The organism is Limnohabitans sp. (assembly GCF_031539175.1).
In the GTDB taxonomy this organism is placed as follows: domain Bacteria; phylum Pseudomonadota; class Gammaproteobacteria; order Burkholderiales; family Burkholderiaceae_C; genus Limnohabitans.
This window is the reverse complement of record NZ_JAVKLQ010000007.1, coordinates 62560-78129: the sequence shown is the minus strand read 5'-3', so window position 1 is coordinate 78129 and position 15570 is coordinate 62560. Positions and strand designations below refer to the sequence as shown.

General features: G+C 58.9%; 16 protein-coding genes. 2 read left to right on the top strand and 14 right to left on the bottom strand.

What is annotated here, in order from left to right; translation table 11 throughout:
• Positions 1 to 4: 4 nt before the first annotated feature.
• Entirely contained in the window at positions 5 to 463 is a 459-nt protein-coding gene (locus RMS95_RS01715) for an FKBP-type peptidyl-prolyl cis-trans isomerase (protein WP_310643028.1), read from the bottom strand.
• 112 nt (positions 464 to 575) lie between these two features.
• Here RMS95_RS01715 and radC point away from each other — a divergent pair, with 112 nt between their 5' ends.
• Positions 576 to 1253 carry a DNA repair protein RadC gene (radC, locus tag RMS95_RS01710; RefSeq protein ID WP_310643174.1) on the top strand — a complete coding sequence of 226 codons (678 nt, stop codon included), beginning with the start codon at positions 576 to 578 and terminating at the stop codon, positions 1251 to 1253.
• Positions 1250 to 1891 carry a Smr/MutS family protein gene (locus RMS95_RS01705; RefSeq protein WP_310643026.1) on the top strand — a complete coding sequence of 214 codons (642 nt, stop codon included), beginning with the start codon at positions 1250 to 1252 and terminating at the stop codon, positions 1889 to 1891. The genes radC and RMS95_RS01705 overlap by 4 nt, the downstream gene beginning before the upstream one ends.
• Before the next feature lie 22 nt (positions 1892 to 1913).
• Here RMS95_RS01705 and RMS95_RS01700 read toward each other — a convergent pair whose 3' ends face one another.
• From RMS95_RS01700 to RMS95_RS01640, 13 genes are all read right to left on the bottom strand, one after another.
• Positions 1914 to 2318: a group II truncated hemoglobin gene (locus tag RMS95_RS01700; RefSeq protein WP_310643172.1), complete on the bottom strand. Its 405-nt coding sequence runs from the start codon at positions 2316 to 2318 to the stop codon at positions 1914 to 1916.
• Positions 2319 to 2361: 43 nt separating this feature from the next.
• The gene (locus RMS95_RS01695; RefSeq protein WP_310643024.1) at positions 2362 to 4929 is read right to left on the bottom strand and encodes an FtsX-like permease family protein; all 2568 of its coding nucleotides are present in this window, start codon (positions 4927 to 4929) and stop codon (positions 2362 to 2364) included.
• On the bottom strand, positions 4926 to 5810 hold the full coding sequence (locus RMS95_RS01690) for a formate dehydrogenase accessory sulfurtransferase FdhD (protein ID WP_310643022.1): 885 nt from the start codon (positions 5808 to 5810) through the stop codon (positions 4926 to 4928). Before RMS95_RS01690 ends, RMS95_RS01695 begins: the two co-directional genes overlap by 4 nt.
• A 73-nt stretch (positions 5811 to 5883) precedes the next feature.
• Positions 5884 to 6228, bottom strand: a complete 345-nt coding sequence (locus tag RMS95_RS01685; protein WP_310643020.1) for a hypothetical protein — start codon at positions 6226 to 6228, stop codon at positions 5884 to 5886.
• 25 nt (positions 6229 to 6253) lie between these two features.
• Positions 6254 to 7393 carry a formate dehydrogenase subunit gamma gene (locus RMS95_RS01680; protein ID WP_310643019.1) on the bottom strand — a complete coding sequence of 380 codons (1140 nt, stop codon included), beginning with the start codon at positions 7391 to 7393 and terminating at the stop codon, positions 6254 to 6256.
• 14 nt (positions 7394 to 7407) lie between these two features.
• Entirely contained in the window at positions 7408 to 7629 is a 222-nt protein-coding gene (locus RMS95_RS01675) for a hypothetical protein (RefSeq protein ID WP_310643017.1), read from the bottom strand.
• Positions 7626 to 8255, bottom strand: a complete 630-nt coding sequence (fdh3B, locus tag RMS95_RS01670) for a formate dehydrogenase FDH3 subunit beta (protein ID WP_104799369.1) — start codon at positions 8253 to 8255, stop codon at positions 7626 to 7628. The genes RMS95_RS01675 and fdh3B overlap by 4 nt, the downstream gene beginning before the upstream one ends.
• A 10-nt stretch (positions 8256 to 8265) precedes the next feature.
• Positions 8266 to 11232 carry a formate dehydrogenase subunit alpha gene (locus RMS95_RS01665; RefSeq protein WP_310643015.1) on the bottom strand — a complete coding sequence of 989 codons (2967 nt, stop codon included), beginning with the start codon at positions 11230 to 11232 and terminating at the stop codon, positions 8266 to 8268.
• Between the two features lie 12 nt (positions 11233 to 11244).
• A complete protein-coding gene (locus tag RMS95_RS01660; protein WP_310643012.1) occupies positions 11245 to 11463 on the bottom strand; it encodes a formate dehydrogenase in 219 nt (72 codons plus the stop codon).
• 188 nt (positions 11464 to 11651) lie between these two features.
• On the bottom strand, positions 11652 to 12269 hold the full coding sequence (locus tag RMS95_RS01655) for a molecular chaperone TorD family protein (RefSeq protein WP_310643010.1): 618 nt from the start codon (positions 12267 to 12269) through the stop codon (positions 11652 to 11654).
• A gap of 9 nt (positions 12270 to 12278) precedes the next feature.
• Positions 12279 to 14378, bottom strand: coding sequence for a 4Fe-4S binding protein (locus RMS95_RS01650; protein ID WP_310643009.1), 2100 nt, complete (start codon positions 14376 to 14378; stop codon positions 12279 to 12281).
• Positions 14305 to 14949 carry a DUF3306 domain-containing protein gene (locus RMS95_RS01645; protein WP_310643007.1) on the bottom strand — a complete coding sequence of 215 codons (645 nt, stop codon included), beginning with the start codon at positions 14947 to 14949 and terminating at the stop codon, positions 14305 to 14307. Before RMS95_RS01645 ends, RMS95_RS01650 begins: the two co-directional genes overlap by 74 nt.
• Positions 14939 to 15541 (bottom strand): DUF3305 domain-containing protein, encoded by a 603-nt coding sequence (locus tag RMS95_RS01640; protein ID WP_310643005.1) that lies wholly within the window; start codon positions 15539 to 15541, stop codon positions 14939 to 14941. Before RMS95_RS01640 ends, RMS95_RS01645 begins: the two co-directional genes overlap by 11 nt.
• Positions 15542 to 15570 lie beyond the last annotated feature (29 nt).

The window sequence follows — 15570 nt, the reverse complement described above, 5'->3', positions numbered from 1 at the left end:
GCGATTACAGAATGCCGATGACGTGCACTTCAAACGTCACGGGCTGGTTGGCCAGCGGGTGGTTGAAGTCAAACAGCACCGAATCTTCGGTCACTTGTTGCACGGCCCCTGCAAATGAGCCTTGGCCATTGGGTGCAGGAAACTGCACCACATCGCCCGCCGCGTATTGCTCATCGGGGTCACCGAATTCTTTGAGCAGACTCTTGCTGACCCACTGTTGCATGTCGGGGTTGCGCTCGCCAAAAGCGGCGCCAGCGGGCAGCTCAAACGTGGTGCGCGTGCCCTCGGCCAAGCCCAGCAACTGCTGCTCCAGCGCAGGCGACAACTCGCCCGAACCCAGCGACAGCGTGGCAGGCTTGTCGTTGAAGGTGTTGATGACATCGCCTTGCGGTCCCGAAAGCCGGTAGTGCAGCGTTAAAAATGAAGCGGGGCCGATGGTAGGGTGGTCGTTGGATGCAGACATGGGACTCTCTTAGAACTGGGGCCTATTGTAGAAAGCTCCAGCCATGCCGCTCCTAAGCCCCTGCACGAGCGCCCGTAGCCCTTTTTGAATGAGCCACGCCATGACCGAACCAATGTCGATCCAGCAACTCCCCCCAGAAATGCGCCCGCGTGAAAAGCTGCTCACCCACGGGCCCGCCTCGCTCACCGACACCGAGTTGTTGGCCTTGTTTTTACGAACCGGCATCAAAGGCAAAAGCGTGTTTGCCATGGCCCAAGAGCTGTTGGACCGTTTCAAAGGCTTTGCTGGCTTGATTCATGCCACCGCCTCCGAGCTGAAAACCTGCAAAGGCATGGGCGGTACGGCGAAACGGGCGCAATTGGTGGCAGTACTGGAAATGGCGCGTCGGGCATTGACCCAAGAATTAACCGAAACCACGGTGATGAATTCACCCAATGCGGTGAAACAATACTTGCAACTTGAATTAGCGCAACTCAAACACGAGGTCTTTGCAGTTTTGTTCCTTGACGCCCACAACCGCCTGCTGTCGTACCAGCCCATGTTCAGGGGCTCGCTGTCGCAAACCATGGTCTATCCCCGAGAAGTTGCCAAGACGGCGCTCGCTTTGGGTGCTGACGGCGTGGTGTTGGCGCACAACCACCCCGGCGGCACCGTCAAACCCTCGCAAGCCGACATGAAACTCACCCGCACGCTGCAAGAAGCACTGGCTTTGATCGATGTGTCCGTGCGCGACCACATCATCGTGGCACAAGGCAAATACCTGTCGATGGCCGAAGAAGGGTTGCTGTGAAAGCCAAATCGCTGCAAGACCTCGCGGCCATTCGCCAAACCGTGGCCAATGCGGCGTTGGCTGCGCAAATCGCAGAAGCCGCGCGGCAGGAAGCTGAACGCAAAGCCGAGGCAGAGCGACATTTGTTTGTCCGCGCCGTAGGGGCCGTGAAACCCATCCCCGTCAAAGCCCGTGTGCTCAACCTCGCCAAGCGCCCCGAGCCGCGTCCCTTGCAACAAGACTTGGACGACCAAGCCGCGTTGCTAGAAAGCATGAGCGACGAGTTCGACGTCAGCACCTTGCTCGACGTGGATGACCAACTGAGCTTCAGACGCCCCGGCATCGGCACCGACATCACCCGCAAACTGCGCAAAGGTGAATGGAGCTTGCAAGGTCAACTCGACCTGCATGGGCTGCGCAGCGACGAAGCGCGTGAAGCCCTCGGTCAATTTGTGCGTGATGCCAAACGCATGGGCTGGCGATGCGTGCGCGTGGTGCACGGCAAAGGTTTGGGTTCCCCCGGCAAAGAACCCGTGCTCAAAAGCAAAGTGCAACGCTGGTTGGTGCAGAAAAATGAGGTGCTGGCCTTTGTGCAGGCCAAGCCTTCAGATGGCGGCGCAGGCGCGTTGGTGGTGTTGTTGGGGCCCAGCAACGCTTAAGTGGCTTGCGCGCGAGACAGGCTCACACGCCTTTGTTGCGCATCCAGTCTGCGGTTTGGAAAAAGCTGTTTTTCAAACGTGTGCGCAAACCTTCGGGCACCTCTGTTTCGCCCATCGCTTGGTCCATGCACGCCACCCATTGGTCGCGCTCTTTGATGCCAATCGAAAAAGGCATGTGGCGCATGCGCAAACGCGGGTGGCCGTGTTTTTCAACGTAGTAGTCGGGCCCGCCCAGCCAGCCGCACAAAAACATGAACAAGCGCTCACGGGCGTTGGCCAACTCAGGGCCGTGGGCGGCGCGTAGCTCGGCATAGCCCGGCTCTAAATCCATCAGGTCATAAAAGCGGTCGACCAACAGCTTCACGCGGGGTTCGCCACCGATCCACTCAAACGGGGTATCAAACGGTGATTTTTCTTCGATTTGCATCTCGTCATTCTCAATCAAGGGTGTGGTGCCGCGTTGCGGCACATCAATGGCTGGCTTGGCGCAAGGTCTGCACCACAGGGCGACGCAACACATCGCGCAAGCCCCACCAGCCAGCGGCCAGCGCCAGAGCGGCTCCCGTCGCTGCGCCAATCAAGGGCACCCACGGACTGGGGTTCCAATTGAATTCAAACGCGAACTTCGCCAAGCCCCACCCCATCGCCATCGCAACCGAGCTGGCCAACACGCCCGCCAGAGCACCCACGCCCGCCAACTCGGCGCGCTGCACCTTAGCCAGCAACTGGTTGGACGCACCCAGCGCACGCAACACCGCATATTCACGCGCGCGCTCTTCGCGGGTGGCGGTGACGGCTGCGAACAAAACCACCAACCCGGCCGCCAATGTGAACAAGAACAAAAACTCCACCGCGCTGACCACTTGACCCAACACCGCCTGCACTTGGTTCAGGGTCGCCCCCATGTCCACGCTGGTGACGTTGGGGAAGAGACTGATGAGTTGGTTGTCAAACGTGGGCAAAGGCTTGGCAGGCTGCGGCGCACGAAAGGCCGCGATGTACGTGGTGGGCACATCAAACCCCGCACCTGTGGTCATGCGGCTGACGGGGTACATCACAAAGAAGTTGGCGCGCATGGACGTCCAGTCCACGCGGCGCACCGAGGTGATGCGCGCTTCGTGCAGCACACCGGCCATGTCAAAACGCAAACTGTCGCCCAGTTTGAGTTTCAGGGTTTTGGCAATGCCCTCTTCGATGCTCAAACCCTCTGCCTCTTCGGCTTGCCATGCGCCCGCCACCACGGTGTTGTGCTCGGGGTTGTTCGCGCTGAACGAGACGTTGAATTCGCGGTCCACCAAACGCTGAGCGCGCTCTTCGGTGTAGCTGTCAGGCGTCACCGTGTTGCCATTGACCGCGACCAAACGTGCGCGAATCATCGGGTACCAGTCGAACTTGTTCACGCCAGCATCGTGCAAAGTTTTCAAAAACGAGGACGACTGATCGGGTTGAATGTTGATGACAAAACGATTCGGCGCATCTGCTGGCGTGGCGTTGCGCCAGCTGCTGATCAAGTCGGTCCGCAAGAGCACCAAGAGCGCCAAGGCCAGCAAGCCCACCGCCAGCGCGCTGACCTGCACCATCGCATAAACAGGGCGCGCGCTGATTTGCCGCGTGGCCAACATCAGCCAAGGCGGCGCACTGCCCTCCACCACGCTGCGGCGCAACACAGAAACGGCCAACCACGCCATGACTGCAAACAACAACACCGCGCCTGCAAAACCGCCCACCACCAAGAGGCCGAGTTTCAAATCACGGCTCACGGCAATGAGCAACACAGCAAAGCCGGTCAACCCCAAGGCCCACACGCTGAGCGTGGTGGCTTTGAGTTCGCCCACATCACGGCGCATCACACGCAAGGCGGGCACACTGGCCAGCTGCAACACGGGCGGCAAACCAAACGCGAGCAACAAGGTCAAACCTGTGCCCAAGCCGTAGACCACCGGCCAGATGCTGGGGGCTGGCAACGCAGTTTCGACCAAACCATTGAGCAAGGCCACAAACACCAAGTGCACGGCATAACCCAAAGCCAAGCCCAACACGCTGGCGAACGAGCCCACCCACACAAACTCTGCGGTGTATGACAGCGCAATGTGGCGCTGGCTCAAGCCCAACACCCGCAGCATGGCGCAGTCGTCCAAATGGCGAGCGGCAAATGCGCGGGCGGCGAGCGCCACCGCCACAGCACTGAGCAAGGCGGCCAGCAAAGCAACAAGGTTCAAGAATTTACCCGCACGGTCCAAAGTTTGGCGCATCTCGGGGCGCCCTGCTTCGAGCGACTCCACACGCACACCACGCACCTCAGGCTTCTTGCTCTCGGCATCCGCCCATGTCAAAAACCTTTTGGCAGCAGCATCTGACCCGACCACAGCGTAGCGCCACGTCACGCGACTGGCGGGTTGAATCAAGGCCGTCGCCTCTAAATCGGCGCTGTTCATCAGCACGCGCGGCGCAAAGTTCATGAAGCCCGCGCCACGATCTGGCTCATACACGAGCACGCGACTGATAAGCAAGCGGCTGTTGCCCAGCAACACACTGTCGCCAACATCGAGACCCAAGGCCTCCAAGCCTGCGGGCTCGACCCACACCTCGCCACTCACAGGAATGTGTGTGGTTGTTTCAACGGCCAGCTGCGCCTGCGCCAAGCTGCTGGCCACCTTGAGTTCACCACGCAACGGGTAGCCCGCTTCTGCCGCCTTGAGCGCCACCAACCGGCTGTTGCTCTCGGCACCGCTTTGCGACTGGCCACGCGCCATGGTGGGAAAGCTCAAAGTGGTCACCCCCTGCAAACCGTCGGCTTTGGCACGCTGCACGATGTGCGCGGGCGTGGCTTGGTCGCTGACCACCACCACATCGCCCCCCAAGAGCTGACGCGCATCGCGTTGTAAACCGCCGTTCAAACGGTCTGCCAAAAAACTGACCGAACTCAGTGCCGCTACACCCAACACCACCGCCACAACCAGCAAGCGCAGCTCGCCTGCGCGGGCATCACGCCACAGCGTGCGCCAAGCTTGCGTCCACCAAGTGATGCCCGTGCTCATGCGCCCACCTTGTGCACGCCGCCCTGCGCTAACTCAGGTTGCAACTGCAAGCGTTCGAGTGCGGTGTAGCCCAAAAAGTGTTTGTTGGTGGCGCGGCCAATGGTGCACAGCTGCAAACGTGTGGCCACGTCGTAGCCCATTTGCGTGATGCCGCTGCGCGACACCACCACCGCCACCCCCATTTGGGCGGACTTCATCACCATCTCGCTGGTCAAGCGGCCCGTGGTGTAAAAAATCGAGTCGGCATCGGCAACCACGCCATGCATCCACATCCATCCCGCGATGGTGTCGATGGCGTTGTGACGGCCCACGTCTTCAACAAAAATTTGCATGCGCTCGCCGCTGAACAACGCACAGCCATGCACCGAGCCGGCTGATTTGTAGGTGCTCTCTTGCAAGCGAATGGCATTGAGCAGCCCATACAAACGCGCTTGGCTGATGCGTGCATCGGGCAGCACCAAGTGGTCGATCTCGCCCATCAAGTCCCCAAACACACTGCCCTGCCCGCAGCCGGTGGTGACCACGCGCTTTTCAGTGCGCGCAGCCATGTCGGCAATACCGTAGTGGGTTTTCACCGCTGCCACGCCGGCACCGTCTTCGCCAGCCTCCCAATCGACGGTGATGGAGTCGACCTCGTTCACATCGCTCACCAAACGCTGGTTGCGCAAGTAGCCCAGCACCAACAGCTCGGGGTGTGCGCCCAAGGTCATGAGCGTGACGAGTTCGCGTTTGTCCACATACACCGTCAGCGCACGTTCGGCAGGGATGGACGTGTGCTCACGCACGCCATGCTCGTTGACCACGTCAATCTGACGGGTCAGTTCGGCTTGGGCTTGGGTGAGGCGAGGTAGAGAGGGCACAGGTGATGAAGCGAGGGGCATAGATCGACAGGCTACAACAAAAAGGGCCGACACCTTGGCAGGCGCGGCCCAATGAACAGCAACGCTGTGTGGATTACGATTTTTTAGCCGGTGCAGCAGCAGGCGCCGCTGCGGCGGGTGCCGAAGCGGCAGCTGCTGGCGCTGCAGCCTCAGGCGGTGTGTAGACAAACTTACCTGGATCCACACAAGGTGCCGTGGTGGCAGGCTTGCCCGCTTTGGCTTTATTGGTCTTTTGCACGTGTGCCGCCACTTTGTCTTGCGACTTGCAAAGCAAGTAGCCGTCCATCTTGCCTGCGTGTGCTGTCTTGGCAGCCGCTTCAGCGGCTTTGGCCTTGGCTTCGTCACTTGGGGCGGGCAATTTGGCAAACGCGGTGGCGCTGGCCGCAGCCAACATCAAGACTAAGAGTATTTTGGTCATATCAGTTCCTGTATCGGGGCGGTGTTCAAGCGCGGACCGCAGGGCCCGTCACGGGCTCCGAGCGGTGCGCGGGAATCTTGCCAGCTTGGATGTCATCGTGCCAGAGTTCGTGGTGCTCTTTGGCCCACGTCTCGTCCACGTAACCGGTTTTCATGGCTTTGTAAGCGCCTTCCATGCCGATGGTGCCCATGTAAATGTGGCCCATGAACATGGCGATCATCAGCAGCGTGGCCACGGCATGCACCATGTGTGCGATTTGCATGGTGCTGCGTTCGTAGATCAAGCCGGGCACGATTTTGTCGAGCACGAAGCCAGACGCCACCACCACCAAGCCCAAGCCAAACACCCCTCCCCAGAACACCACTTTCTCGCCCGCGTTGAAGCGGTGCGACGGCACTTCTTTGCCACCGAACATGCCGCCCGCTTTGATGATCCAGACAAAGTCTTCTTTGCTGGGCCAGTTGTCTTTAAGGAAAGTAAAAAACACCACAGTCAACGACACGGCAAACAAAGGCCCCGCGAAGTTGTGCGCGTTTTTGAGCAAATACGTGATCCAGCCAAACAAAGTTTCGCCGATGACGGGTTTGATGAAAAACTTGCCAAACGCCATGGTGATGCCCGACAAGGCCAGCACCACAAATGCAATCGCATTGGTCCAGTGTGCCGAGCGTTCGAACGGGGTGAAGCGCTCGATTTCTTTGCCTGTCGGCGCACCGTGCAAACGCATCATGCCTTTGCGCCAGTAGAAAACAGCGATGGCACCCAACACGATCAACAGCAGCGAACCGCCGTAAGGAATGATCCAGTTGTTACGCACTTGACGCCACGCTTCACCACCGTTGGTGAGGCGTGAGCCTGGATACTGCACAAACGGTTGAATCAGCACGCCCGCTTCAGGCGCTTGCGACTTGGGCAGGCTGCTGTAGCCTTCCACGCCGGCACCCACGCCACGCCACATGGGCGCGTTGTTGCCGGGTTGAACTTTGCTGCGCTCGCCATTGGTTTGCTCGGCATAGCCAGGCGCATCGCTGGCGTCAGGCTTGACGTCTTGAATGTTGACGCTCTGGATGGCCGGAGCCACCGCAGGCGCTTTGTCTTGTGCGACAGCCGACAGTGCAAACACTGTCAGAACTGCACACAACACCGATTGAAAAGAGCGGTACATGGTGTGCCCCTTGTTTACGGTGCGCGACTGTGGTCGTTTTGGCCGTATTGGCCGCGAGCACGCAGATGTTGCTCCCAGCTGGTTTTGTCACCGGCCGTCCAGCCTGGGTCTACAAAGTGATTTTGAGCACCGCTGTAGGCCGTGGCGTCGTTTTTGGTGCCCAGCGTTTGCGCCTTCTCACCGCAAGCGGTGAGCGCGGCCACGCTCAAGATCATGAGTGATAGACGTGTCATCATTTTTTCACCCCTTCAACTTTGGCAGGTGCCTGGCCCGCTTGCTTCGAGCCGTAGGCCGTGCCCCAGCCCCACACTTCTGCACCCTTGTTGCGCTTGACCACGCGGTTGCGGAAGATGTCAGCCACCATGTCGCCGTCGCCAGCGAGCAAAGCTTTGGTCGAGCACATTTCGGCGCAGGCAGGCAACTTGCCTTCGGCCAAACGGTTGCGACCGTATTTTTCAAACTCAGCTTCGCTGCCATTGGCTTCTGGACCACCCGCGCAGAACGTGCACTTGTCCATCTTGCCGCGCACACCGAAGGTGCCTTGGCTGGGGAACTGAGGTGCGCCAAATGGGCAAGCGTATGAGCAGTAGCCGCAGCCAATGCAAATGTCTTTGTCGTGCAGGACCACGCCTTCGTCGGTCTTGTAGAAGCAGTTCACAGGGCAAACGGCCATACAAGGTGCGTCGGAGCAATGCATACACGCAACCGAGATCGATTTCTCGCCGGGAACGCCATCGTTCAACGTCACCACACGGCGGCGGTTCACGCCCCATGGGACTTCGTGTTCATTTTTACAAGCGGTGACGCAACCGTTGCATTCGATGCAACGCTCTGCGTCACAGATAAATTTCATGCGTGCCATTTAATTCTCCTTAGGCGCGTTCGATGTTGCAAACGGTGGTTTTGGTTTCTTGCATCATGGTGACGCTGTCGTAACCATAAGTCGTGGCTGTGTTCACAGCCTCACCGCGCACGATAGGCGCTGCACCCTTGGGGTAGTGCTCCAGCATGTCCTTGCCTTGCCAGCGTCCTGAGAAGTGGAAGGGCATCCAAACGGTACCCGTGTCCACACGCTCTGTCACCAAAGCTTGCACGTTCAAACGTGCGCCTGTCGCACCCAACAGCCACACGCGCTCGCCATTGCGAATGCCACGATCAGCTGCTGTTTTGGGGTTGATCTCGACAAACGCTTCTTGTTGCAACTCGGCCAACCAAGGGTTTGAACGGGTCTCTTCGCCGCCACCTTCGTACTCGACCAAACGGCCCGAGGTGAGGATGAGTGGGAACTTCTCGTGCACCTTGTCGGCGATGTTTTTGTCTTGTACGGTCTTGTACAAGGTGGGCAGACGCCAGAACGCTTTCTTGTCAGCGTGCGTGGGGTACTTTTCCATCAAGTCAGGACGCGTGCCGTACAAAGGCTCGCGGTGTTGTGGGATGGGGTCAGGGAAGTTCCACACCACGGCACGCGCTTTGGCGTTGCCGAAGGGATGGCAACCATGGTTTTGCATGAACACACGCATCATGCCGCCCGAGTTGTCGGTCTTCCAGTTCTTGCCTTCGGCCAATGCTTTTTCGGCATCGGTGAGTTCGTCCCACCAGCCGAGCTTCTTGAGCAACACGTGATCGAGCTCTGGGTAGCCCGTGGTGATGTCCGCGCCCAATGAGTGCGAGCCATCTTCGGCCAACAAGTTTTTACCGTCTTTTTCCACGCCAAAGTTGGCGCGGAAGTTACCACCGCCGTCCATGACGTGCTTGGAGGTGTCGTACAGGTTAGAGGTACCTGGGTGCTTGAGTTCGGGCGTGCCGTAGCAAGGCCAAGGCAGACCAAAGTAGTCGCCGCCAAAGTCGTAACCGGTTTCTTTGTCTTTACCGCCTTTGGACTTGAGGGTCTTGACGTCAAACAAATGCATGTTGCGCATGTGCGCTTTCAAGCGCTCTGGGCTTTGACCGGTGTAACCAATGGTCCAAACGGACTTGTTGATTTCGCGCAAGATGTCTTCGGGCATGGGTTCGTCCATGCCTTTGACTTTTTGCAGCTTGTAGTTCTTGACCAGTTCTGGGCCAAAGCCGAGCTTTTGGGCGAACTGATACATGATCATGTGGTCGGTGCGGCTCTCCCACAAAGGCTCAATCACCTTCTCGCGCCATTGCAACGAGCGGTTCGAAGCCGTCGCCGAACCACTGGTTTCAAACTGCGTGGCCGCGGGCAACAGGTAGACCGCACGGTTGGGGTTGAGGTCTTCGGCTTTGCCAGGCATCGCAGCCATGGCAGCAGTGGCTGAAGGATAGGGGTCAACCACCACCAACAAGTCCAGCTTGTCCATGGCGCGCTTCATCTCCAAACCACGGGTCTGTGAGTTGGGTGCGTGGCCCCAATAGAACACCGCCTTGAGGTTGCTGTCTTGGTCGATGAGTTCGTTCTTCTCCATCACACCGTCGATCCAGCGTGACACGGTGATGCCGGGCTTGGTCATCATCGCGGGCGATGCGAAACGGCCTTTGAGCCAATCGAATTCCACGCCCCACGCTTTGGCGAAATGCTTCCATGCGCCTTCGACGATGCCGTAGTAGCCAGGCAGCGAGTCGGGGTTAGGACCTACGTCGGTTGCGCCTTGCACGTTGTCGTGGCCACGGAAAATGTTGGTGCCGCCACCGGACTTGCCGATGTTGCCCAAAGCCAATTGCAAGATGCACGAAGCACGCACGATGGCGTTGCCAATGGTGTGCTGGGTTTGTCCCATACACCACACCACGGTACCGGGGTTGTTTTCATGCAGCATGGTGGCCACTTTGGTCACCTGTTCAGGCGACACGCCGCAGACTTCTTCGACCTTGTCGAGTGTCCACTTGGCCATGACTTCTTCTTTGACCTTGTCCATGCCGAACACGCGGTCGTTGATGTACTTTTTGTCTTCCCAGCCGTTCTTGAAGATGACGTGCAACAGGCCAAACAAGAAGGCGATGTCGGAGCCCGAACGGATGCGCACATACTCGTCAGCCTTGGCTGCGGTGCGTGTGAAACGTGGGTCCACCACGATCATCTTGCAGCCGTTTTCTTTGGCGTGCAGCATGTGCATCATCGACACAGGATGGGCTTCTGCCGCGTTCGAACCGATGTACATCGCGACCTTGCTGTTTTGCATGTCGTTGTACGAGTTGGTCATCGCGCCATAACCCCACGTGTTCGCCACACCGGCCACGGTGGTGGAGTGGCAAATACGGGCTTGGTGGTCGCAGTTATTGCTGCCGAAATAGCTCACGAACTTGCGCAACAAATAAGCTTGTTCGTTGTTGTGCTTGGAGGAACCGATCCAGTACACGCTGTCTGGACCTGAAGTCTTGCGCAACTCCAACAACTTAGCGCTGATTTCGTCCAAGGCTGTGTCCCAGCTGATGCGCTCGTACTTGCCGTTGACCAGCTTCATGGGGTAGCGCAGGCGGAATTCGCCATGGCCGTGCTCGCGCAGGGCCGCACCTTTGGCGCAATGCGCACCAAGGTTGATGGGGGAATCAAACACGGCTTCTTGGCGCACCCAGACGCCGTTTTCAACCACCGCATCGACTGCGCAACCCACAGAACAATGGGTACACACCGTGCGTTTGACTTCAATTTTGTGGGTGCTCTCGCCAGACATCGAGCCAGAAGCTTGGGCTTTTTTGACCAACGTCAGTTGCGTGGCAGCCAAGCCCACACCAATACCCAAACCAGAGCGGCGCAGAAAACCGCGACGGTCCAAGGTAGGCAAAGCTTGCGACAAACCGCGCTGCAGGCGGTTGACCAACATGAAACCAGCAGCCGATGGGCTGGCAGTACCGGAAGATTTACGGGTTAACAACATAGGTGCTCCTGATCAGACGCGTGCGGTCTGGTAATAGCGTTTGACGTGCTCGCTCAAGCTGTAACCGCCCCCGTTTTCGGGTGCGGGAGGCAGTGCTTTCACTGCGGCTTCAGGTGCGTTCACACCTGGCAATGCGGTCACGGCGGCCACGGCAGCACCAGCGGCTGCGGCGCCCATGAAAAAACCACGGCGCGATGGTGCGACTTGATCTTTGGATTGTTCTTTTGGCATGTCTTGCTCCTCGTGGGTTCGTGCGTATGCACAACTTTGCATACTGTATCGAATAAAGCGGTTTGTCCTATACGTAGTTACGCCAAAAAACCAACAAACTGTATGGGTACTTCGGCGAAACAACGCTTTTCTGTCACCAAAGCGCCTCAACCCTTCTCAAAAGAAAAATCAAAACGCTTTCAATCAACTCAGGTCAGCATGTCAAAGCCTTGCGACTCCACGCTCACAAAAGCGCGTGTCAACTCGGCCAATGCGCCATAAAAGCGCGCACGCGGATTGACTTGCAACGCATCGCAAAACGCAGGCAGCCACGTTTGCACATGATGGCCGAAGAACTTGGCTTGCTGCGTGAGGTTGGACACCGACACATCATCGCCCGCCACCAAAAAGCGCATGACTTCGAAAACGTACGACACATGGTCTTCGGTTTCAGACATGGTGGTGGCATCGCGCGTGAGCCCCAAGGCCGCCAAATCGGTACGCAACTGGGCCAATGGCTTTTCGTTCAAGAAACCGGTCAAGAAGTGCGAGGCGTACGCATACACCTCGGGCTTGCCCACGCCACCAAACAAAGCATCGTGCTCGCGCTGAATGCTCAGATCGTCCATCTCGCGGGCTACGCCAACCAATTGACGCCAAGGCTCTTCCAAAAACCCGCCGGCTGTGGGCGCTTCGGTGGGCGCCACGCGCAACTGCGCCAGCAGCTCTGGACGTGGCGGGGCATAAAACAGCTCGGCAATCAGACCGTACAGCTCGGCGCGTGCGGTTTCTTCATCAAGAGCGGAGGTCAGGTGAGGTGCGGTCATACAAATAATTTAGAGGATTTTTTGCTCGTCGCCAGCAGAATAAATATCGATCACGCGGCAGTCGCCGCACATTTTGAGGCGCTCCAGCGCTGCCCCTTGGAACATGGCATGGCCGGCCAATTTGCCAATCATGGCTTCCACGCCTTTGAGCGTGCCAAAGGGTTTGCGACAACGAATACAGCCATACGGCTGGGTTTCGTTGAGCGCGCGCACTTCTTTGCGCTGCGGCGTCAACAGCAAACGCGGCACCAAGTTCAGCGCTTTCTCAGGGCAGGTGCTGACGCACAAGCCGCACTGCACGCAGTTCTTTTCAAAGAAGCGCAGTTGCGGTGCTTGCTGGTTGTCTTGCAAGGCATTGGCAGGACAGGCGCTGACGCAGCTCATGCACAAGGTGCAGCTGTCTTTGTTGACCTCGACCGTGCCCAACAAGGCACCGTCGGCAGGCAAGGCCAAGGCTTCGGGAGCCGTGCCAGCTTTCAGGGCAGGCGCGTGCTCGAGCAAGTGGTCGATCACAAAATTCAGCGTGCTGCGCTTTTCAGCCGCAACCGCGAAGGTGGCCAAAGGCATAGCAGCACTCAAGCGCGACTTGCCTGTGGTCAGGCGTTGCAGCTCCGCATCCAACTCGAGGGCTTGTGTGGCGCGCACGAGTTGCACCGGTGCTTGGGCGGCTTTTGCAAAACCCAAGCCCTCCAACAAGGCTTGCGCTTGGTCCATCTGCGCTTGCAAACCGTCGAGGTATTGCGGCGCCTCCTCGGCAGTGACCAGCACCAGCACTTGGGCTGCGCCATAAGCCAAGGCCGACAACCACACGTCCAAGCCTAAGCTGGCCGTGTGCCAGACCGACACAGGAATGACATGCGCGGGCACGCCTTGGGCCAACTTGAGCTGTGCCGCACGGCCCAGCTCTTGCACCACCGCTTGGCCCGCCTCTTGGCTGTGCAACAAGATCACGGCGTCTTTGCCGCCTGCTTTTTGGTAGGTGCTCAGCAGGGTTTTGAGCTTTTGCCCCTGCTCGCTGGCGCGCGGGTAACCATAGGTCAACGCCCCCGTGGGGCAGACGGTGGTGCAGGCGCCACACCCCACACACAGGTTGGGGTTGACCTTGATTTGCTGACGCGACTTGTCCGAGCTGACCGCTTCCGCAGAACAAATGTCGATGCAGGCATTGCAACCCACTTGCTCGTTGCGGCTGTGCGCGCACAGCTTTTGTTTGTAGGCAAAGAACTTGGGCTTCTCAAACTCACCCACCAGCTCGCGCAAGCGCAAGAGGTTGGCCACGCTGGCTTCGCGGAAATAACCTTGCGGCAAGGCATGGCGGTTGAACGCGCTGTGGGCGCGTAAGTCGAGCACCAAATCGAACTCGGCGGTTTCTTCTTGCGCCACGCGCTGAAAATCAATCGCCCCAATGGCGCCGCAAGCGGTCACGCAGTCGCGATGCGAGGTGCATTTGTTCAGGTCGATTTGGTAATCCAAGCCAATGGCCTGTTCAGGGCAAGCAGCCACACAGGCGTTGCAGCGGGTGCACACATCCAAATCAATCGGGTTGCTGCGTTGCCACGTCAGGGTGAACGCGCCCAACCAACCCTCCACGCGCAGCACTTTGCCACCCAACACCGGGTAGCGGCGCTCTTGCGCACCACCGGCGTCGCCCGCGCCTTGGGTGAAGAGGGTCACGTTCAAGGTGTCGGCCAACAAGGCCGCTGCTTTTTCGGCTTGGTCGATGTCGCCCAAGATGAGCAAGCGCCCTGCACTTTTGAAGGTGACGGTGGTGACGGGCTCAGGCTCGGGCAAATGCGCAGCAGCCAACAGTGCGGCCATTTTGGGGGCCGCATTTTTGGCATCGCTGCTCCAGCCACCGGTTTCGCGAATGTTCACAAATTTGATGACCGAGGTTTTGGCTTGCGCCTCCACCGCCAAATCGCCAAACAAGCGTTGCTCTTGGGTGCAGGCCACCACGACGTCGTCGGTGCCTTGCACGGCTTTCACAAACGCACCCGCTTCACGACGGCACAAGGCCGTGTGCAGCGTGAGGTTTTCAGAGAGGCTTTGGCTCAGTGCCTGCGGGTCGAGGGGCTGCGTCTGGTTGCAGTCGCAAATCAGCGTGGTCATGCGTAGGGCTATCTGTGAGTGAAGGGTTTTCGGCAGGCACGGACTGTGCCACGACTTCGGTCGGTGGCTGCGGTGTCGTGTCGCCTTCGGAATGAGGGGCTGGCTCGTCGTCGAACAAGTTCAAGAACTTGGCACTGGTCATTTGGCGCAACATCTCGGCAGGCAAAGGATCGGGAATGCCGTAGTCGTCGATGTAAATGTCCATGCGGTCCATCACGTTGAAGTGCGGATCGCTGAACAGTTTTTTCATGGCGGCGTTTTTGACCTCAGGCGCCACGTCACGGGCGACGAAATTGGCGTAGCTGGACTCTGACGTGAGTTGCTCGACATCCGCCAAAGTAGGAGCCTCTGGCTTGGGCACCTCGGCCGGCACCACCGCTTCGCCTGGCTCGCCCGCAGCAAGGGGCAAAGCATGTGGCAAGGCATCCGCTGCACGCGCCGAAGGCGAGACACTGGGCTGCGACACGGTGCGAGGCGGTGCGGGCTCTTCCAACACGCGCCCTTCGCGCACCTCGGCTTTGCGACGCGACCAGCGGCTTAAAAAACCAGCAGGCGTTTCGTCATTGGCCATGACCTGTGCCTCCGGGGTTGCCGCCGCCCATGCCACCGCCGCGAATTTTTTCGGTACTTACCGAGGCGGGGTTACCGAAACGGTCTTGCAAAGCTCTGAAACTGTCGGGTCGTTTGCGGCGCTTGGCCTCGACCACCCAATGCTCGTCCATAAATGCATTCATCCAAGCCACCACCTCGGATGGGGCGGGCACTTGGTCCACGTTTTCTTGGGCATCTAGCCAGCGGCCTGCATCGTGGTAACTCAGGCTGACCATGGTGGGCACGGCCATCACCTCGTCGCTGAGGGTAGGTTCTTCTTCCATGCGCCACAGCACAAACCAGCAAGGGGCGGGCGTGGTGCTGTTGAGGTAGTAGCCCTCGGCATCGTCTTTAAAGAGTTCAACAGTGAAGCCGGGGTGCAGCCACAACTGCTCATCCTCGGTCTGGCGCAGACAACGCGGTGCGGTGCCAAAGTGTTCTTCGTGCGGCGTGAGGTCATGGCCCAACACATCGTGGAGCACCCAACGCCAAGTTTGCCAACGGCTCATGGCGCCAGGCACACGCTCGCGGCGCATGACAACAGCAACTTGCAAACTGGGACGGTGATTCATAGGGGGGCAATGGTACCGGCCCCCGCCGC

What these genes read in the sequence shown, in the direction of transcription:
- RMS95_RS01715 (WP_310643028.1), bottom strand. Translation starts at nt 463, where the DNA reads ATGTCTGCATCCAACGACCACCCTACCATCGGCCCCGCTTCATTTTTA.
- radC (WP_310643174.1), top strand. Translation starts at nt 576, where the DNA reads ATGTCGATCCAGCAACTCCCCCCAGAAATGCGCCCGCGTGAAAAGCTG.
- RMS95_RS01700 (WP_310643172.1), bottom strand. Translation starts at nt 2,318, where the DNA reads ATGCAAATCGAAGAAAAATCACCGTTTGATACCCCGTTTGAGTGGATC.
- RMS95_RS01695 (WP_310643024.1), bottom strand. Translation starts at nt 4,929, where the DNA reads ATGAGCACGGGCATCACTTGGTGGACGCAAGCTTGGCGCACGCTGTGG.
- RMS95_RS01690 (WP_310643022.1), bottom strand. Translation starts at nt 5,810, where the DNA reads ATGCCCCTCGCTTCATCACCTGTGCCCTCTCTACCTCGCCTCACCCAA.
- RMS95_RS01685 (WP_310643020.1), bottom strand. Translation starts at nt 6,228, where the DNA reads ATGACCAAAATACTCTTAGTCTTGATGTTGGCTGCGGCCAGCGCCACC.
- RMS95_RS01680 (WP_310643019.1), bottom strand. Translation starts at nt 7,393, where the DNA reads ATGTACCGCTCTTTTCAATCGGTGTTGTGTGCAGTTCTGACAGTGTTT.
- RMS95_RS01675 (WP_310643017.1), bottom strand. Translation starts at nt 7,629, where the DNA reads ATGATGACACGTCTATCACTCATGATCTTGAGCGTGGCCGCGCTCACC.
- fdh3B (WP_104799369.1), bottom strand. Translation starts at nt 8,255, where the DNA reads ATGGCACGCATGAAATTTATCTGTGACGCAGAGCGTTGCATCGAATGC.
- RMS95_RS01665 (WP_310643015.1), bottom strand. Translation starts at nt 11,232, where the DNA reads ATGTTGTTAACCCGTAAATCTTCCGGTACTGCCAGCCCATCGGCTGCT.
- RMS95_RS01660 (WP_310643012.1), bottom strand. Translation starts at nt 11,463, where the DNA reads ATGCCAAAAGAACAATCCAAAGATCAAGTCGCACCATCGCGCCGTGGT.
- RMS95_RS01655 (WP_310643010.1), bottom strand. Translation starts at nt 12,269, where the DNA reads ATGACCGCACCTCACCTGACCTCCGCTCTTGATGAAGAAACCGCACGC.
- RMS95_RS01650 (WP_310643009.1), bottom strand. Translation starts at nt 14,378, where the DNA reads ATGACCACGCTGATTTGCGACTGCAACCAGACGCAGCCCCTCGACCCG.
- RMS95_RS01645 (WP_310643007.1), bottom strand. Translation starts at nt 14,949, where the DNA reads ATGGCCAATGACGAAACGCCTGCTGGTTTTTTAAGCCGCTGGTCGCGT.
- RMS95_RS01640 (WP_310643005.1), bottom strand. Translation starts at nt 15,541, where the DNA reads ATGAATCACCGTCCCAGTTTGCAAGTTGCTGTTGTCATGCGCCGCGAG.